The organism is Kribbella sp., assembly GCF_035687465.1.
Lineage (GTDB): Bacteria > Actinomycetota > Actinomycetes > Propionibacteriales > Kribbellaceae > Kribbella.
The window spans coordinates 1-4,849 of the sequence record NZ_DASRXP010000042.1; the positions used below are offsets into that span (position 1 = coordinate 1).

A 4,849-nucleotide genomic window follows, 5' to 3' on the forward strand; every position below is an offset into this window, starting at 1 on the left:
GTGCGGAGCCGGTCGTACTGGAAGATCACCGCGTCCGCGTCGACGGCACCACCTTCGACGCGGACGCGGTGATCTTCCAGTACGACCGGCTCCGCACCAAGACCTTCCAGTACTACGACACGAAGTCGGCCGCGAGCGCCGCGGCGTTGTTCCGGTACTTCAAGTCCTGGCGCAAGATCGACAACCGGACGGTCGAGATCAAGACGACCAAGCCGTACGCCTGGCTGCTGTGGGACCTCGCGGGCATCTTCTACCCCAGCCCGTCGGTGGTGAAGCAGTACGGCAACAACGACTACAACAAGCATGCCTCCGGCACCGGTCCCTTCCGGATGACGAAGTACGTCGACGGCGAGGAGATGGAGCTCACCCGCAACGACGACTACTGGCGGGTCCCGGTGAAGCTCGGCCGGATCGTCCTCTACCCACAGCCCGAGCCCGCGTCCCGGCTGTCGATGCTGCAGTCCGGCGAGGTCGACTGGGCCGAGGTCCCGTCGCCCGACTCGGTCGACCAGCTGAAGAAAGAGGGCTACCAGATCGAGATGGGCAAATACCCGCACGGGATCATGCCGCGGTTCAACATGTTCCGGGCGCCGTTCAAGGACAATCTCGTACTGCGCCAGGCGCTCAATTACGCGCTGGATCGCGAAGGTACGGCCGCGCTGCTGAACAACGTCGGCTATCCCGCCACGGAATACGTGTACGACGGCAATCCGTCGTACACGAAGAACACGCCGGGCTACAGCTACGACGTCGAGAAGGCGAAGAAGCTTCTCGCCGAAGCCGGATATCAACCCGGCCAGTTGACGCTCACGATGGCCTATCCGACCGGCGGTTCCGGGAACATGTATCCGGACACGATGATGCAGAAGTTGCAGGCGGACTTCGCGGCGATCGGTGTCACCACGGTGCTGAAGCCGATGGAGTGGAACACGATCATCTCGATCGGGCTCGACGGTCTGCAGGCCAAGCAGTGGGACGACATCGACATCCTCTGGGCCTCGCCGGCGGCCGGCATGATGCCGACCGGTTTCAGCGCCAGCTTCTTCTGCAACCGTCCCGGCGGACTGCCGAACGCAGCCGGGTTGTGTGATCCCAAGATCGACGCCGCTCTGACGGCCGCGAGTCAGCAGGCCGACGTCGCCTCGCAGTACAAGTACCTGCAGAAAATGATGGATGTCGCGCTCCAGAACGCCTACTTCCTGTTCTGGATGCATGACCTCAACCTGCGGGTGGTCACCTCGAACGTGCACGGCTACGTCCAGCCGCAGTCGTGGTGGGTGGACTTCACACAGATCACCGTCGGGAAGGACTGAGCCATGCTGCGTGTCGCGATAACCCGGATCGGGATGGCGGTCCCGATCCTGTTCGGGGTCTCGATCATCGTCTTCCTGCTGATGAACGTGCTGCCCGGCTCGGCCGAGGCCGGACTGGTCAGCGATGACATGTCGGCCGCGGAACGTCAGGCGATCCGCGACGAGCTGGGCCTGAACGACCCGATGCCGTTGCGCTACCTGCACTGGCTGGGCGACGCCCTGCAAGGCGATCTGGGGTACTCCGCCCAGCGCCGCCGCGACGTCTCGGATCTGCTGATCCAGGCCTGGAGCAACACCGCCGTGCTGGCGATCGTGTCAGCGGTCTTCGGCATCAGCATCGGCCTGTGGCTCGGCTACCTGGCCGGTACCCGCCGAGGCAGTCTGATCGATCGGGTCACCGGGGTGCTGAGCCTGTCAGGGCTGAGCATTCCGTCGTTCTTCCTGGCGATCATCCTGCTGGCGGTCTTCGCCGGTGGTCTCAGGATCCTTCCCTCGGGCGGGGCCACCCTCGACCAGGGTCTGTGGATGGCGATCAGGAGTCTGGTCCTGCCGGTGCTGTCCGGGTCGCTGATCACGATGGCGATCACGGCCCGGGTGACCCGGGCCAGCATCGTCGACGTGGCCGGCTCGGACTTCGTGGAAACCCTGCGGGCCAAGGGATTGAGCGAGTTCGAGGTCCGCCGGCACATCCTGCGCAACGCGATCTCCCCGGTGCTGACGACGTCCGGCGTACAGATCGGTGCGCTGCTGGGCGGCTCGGTCCTGGTGGAGACGATCTTCCGCTGGCCTGGGATGGGACTGCTGGTGTTCACCGCGATCTCGGCCCGGGACCTGCTGGTGGTCCAGGGCGCGACGTTGGTCATCGCCGTCACGTTCGTGCTGGTGAACCTGGTCGTCGACCTGTTGCAGGCCTGGATCGACCCGCGGGTGAGAGGAGCGGTGTCATGACTCAGGTACCAGTCCTGCTGGACAAGAACTTCGGAGCCGGTACGACGGCAGCCGACCGGGCGGAGGCGGATCGCCGGCGGGACGAGTGGAACGCGGCCCGTACGAGTGAGCAGTCCCGGTCCTTCTGGTCCGCGACGTTCAGGCGATTCCTGTCCAACCGGGTCGGCGTGGTCGCGGCGGTCATCGTGCTGCTCTTGGTGCTCGGGGCAATCTTCGCGCCGTGGATCACCAGTGCCGACCCACTGCTCGGCAAACCAACAGAACGCCTGCAGAACCTCGGTGCCAGCGGCCACCTGCTCGGCACCGACGAACAGGGCCGCGACATGCTCGCCCGGGTCCTGTACGGCGGCAGGCTGTCGTTGCTGGCCGGATTCGTACCGACCCTCGGAGCGGCTCTGATCGGCACCACGATCGGTGTCACCGCGGGCATCCTGCGAGGTGTCGTCGGCACCGCACTGATGCGGACGATGGACATGCTGTACGCGTTCCCGGCGATCCTGCTGGCGATCGCGGTCGGCGCTTCGCTCGGTCCGGGTCTGACCAACACGATCATCGCCGTGACGATCGTCTTCATCCCGCCGGTAGCCCGGGTGGCGGAGTCCGCCACCCGCCGCGTCGTAGTACAGGAGTTCGTCGAGGCCGCCCGGCTCAGTGGTGCGGGCCGTCTGCGAGTGGCCCGCAGCCAGGTGCTGCCGAACGTGCTGAACGACGTGATCGTCTACGCCTCCAGCCTGGTCGGGGTCGCGATGATCATCGCTGCCAGCCTGAGCTTCCTCGGCCTCGGCTCCGCCCCGCCGGCGCCGGAATGGGGCTACATGCTCAACAGCCTGCGCGGCATGGTCAGCGTCGCGCCGCTGGTCGCGATCGTGCCGGGCTTCTTCATCTTCCTCACCTCGGTGGCCTTCAACCTGGCCAGCGACGCGCTCCGTGAAGCGATGGACAGCCGGCTGTGACAACACCTCTTCGGAAGGAGCAGACGATGGATGACAAAGGCAAGGAGTTGCTGGAGCTGCTCGGCGTGTCCAAGACGTTCCACGTCCGGGCGGGCGGTCGCCGGGCGAGGCTGTCCGCGGTCGACGCCGTCTCCCTCAGCGTCCGCCAGGGCAGGACGCTCGGCATCGTCGGCGAGTCCGGCTGTGGCAAGTCGACGCTGGCCCGGGTGATCGTCGGCCTGCACCTGACCGACGACGGCGAGATGATCTTCGACGGCAAGCAGGTGCTCACGCATCGCCGCCGCTCGACGGACGAGTTCAAGCAGATGCAGATGGTCTTCCAGGACCCGTCGTCCGCGCTCAACCCGCGGGCCACCATCAGCGAGTCCATCGGATTCCCGCTGCAGGTGCAGGGCGCGTCGAAGGCCGCCATCGACGAGCGGGTCGCCACGGTGATGAGCGACGTCGGCCTGCCCGCGTCGTACGCGTCGCGCTATCCCCATCAGCTCAGCGGTGGCCAACGGCAGCGGGTCAACATCGCCCGGGCGCTGGCGCTGCAACCCAAGCTCGTCGTACTCGACGAGGCCGTCTCGGCGCTGGACAAGTCGATCCAGGCGCAGGTGCTGAACCTGCTGACCGATCTGCAGGAGGAGTACGGGCTGACCTATGTCTTCATCAGCCACGACCTCAACGTGGTGCGCTACATCAGCGACGACGTCGCGGTGATGTACCTCGGCCAGGTGGTCGAGCGCGGCAGCGCGCAGGAGCTCTACGACAACCCCAAGCATCCCTACACCCAACTGCTGCTGTCGTCCGTGCCGACGCTCGACCCGACCGAGAGCACCCGGGACGAGCCGATCGACGACAGCAGCACCAAGGACAGCGAGATCCCGAGCCCCATCGACCCGCCGAGCGGCTGCCGGTTCCGGACCCGCTGCCCGTTCGCGATGGACATCTGCGCGGAGCTCGCCCCGGCCCAGATCCACCTCGGCGAAGGCCGTTCCGTCGCCTGCCACCTGTACTCCGAGTCCGAAGTCCAGGCAGTCCCGGCCTGACCACCGCACACCCCCACCTCAGGAGGTTCCGCATGCCCGCATCCACCACCGCCGACCCCGAGCAGATCGTCACGGCGATCCTCACGGCAGCTCAACTGACCGTCTCTGAGCAAGAGTTCGCCACCTTCGTCAGGGACTACCCGCTGATCCGCCAAGCGGCCGACGCGCTGTATCTCCCCGAACTCGATCCCGACGAGCCCGCGATCAAGTTCGACCCGTTGGACTTCTACTCCGGTGCCGTCACCGCGCCGGCCGGAAAGGACGCCTGATGACCGCCACTCCCCTCCAGACCACCACGTCGACCATCAAGGGTGCTGCCACCGCACTTCGCGACGGCAGCCTCACGTCGACCGCACTGACCCAGCAGATCCTCGACCGCGCGATCGCCCTCAATCCAGCCCTCGGCGCCTACGTGGACATCACCGCGGACGCTGCCCTCGAGCAGGCGGCCGCGGCCGACACCGCGCTGGCGGCAGGCGACGACCGCGGACCGCTGCAGGGCATCCCGCTGGCTATCAAGGACATCATCGCGATGAAGGGCGCAGCCACCACGGCGAACAGCCGGGTGCTCGCGCCGACCTGGGGTGCGGGTACTGATGCC

General features: G+C 66.5%; 6 protein-coding genes. All 6 read left to right on the plus strand.

Annotated features, from left to right (window positions below):
* Positions 1-1,313, plus strand: a 1,313-nt coding sequence (locus VFG33_RS02090; protein WP_325021754.1) for an ABC transporter substrate-binding protein, incomplete at its 5' end; no start/stop codon positions are given.
* A gap of 3 nt (positions 1,314-1,316) precedes the next feature.
* Positions 1,317-2,261: an ABC transporter permease gene (locus tag VFG33_RS02095; protein WP_325021756.1), complete on the plus strand. Its 945-nt coding sequence runs from the start codon at positions 1,317-1,319 to the stop codon at positions 2,259-2,261.
* Positions 2,258-3,214 (plus strand): ABC transporter permease, encoded by a 957-nt coding sequence (locus tag VFG33_RS02100; protein WP_325021758.1) that lies wholly within the window; start codon positions 2,258-2,260, stop codon positions 3,212-3,214. The genes VFG33_RS02095 and VFG33_RS02100 overlap by 4 nt, the downstream gene beginning before the upstream one ends.
* Before the next feature lie 26 nt (positions 3,215-3,240).
* A complete protein-coding gene (locus VFG33_RS02105; protein ID WP_325021760.1) occupies positions 3,241-4,248 on the plus strand; it encodes an ABC transporter ATP-binding protein in 1,008 nt (335 codons plus the stop codon).
* Between the two features lie 32 nt (positions 4,249-4,280).
* Positions 4,281-4,517, plus strand: a complete 237-nt coding sequence (locus VFG33_RS02110) for a hypothetical protein (protein ID WP_325021762.1) — start codon at positions 4,281-4,283, stop codon at positions 4,515-4,517.
* Positions 4,517-4,849 (plus strand): amidase family protein (locus VFG33_RS02115; protein ID WP_325021764.1); only part of this gene is annotated, 333 nt, incomplete at its 3' end. The genes VFG33_RS02110 and VFG33_RS02115, both read left to right, overlap by 1 nt.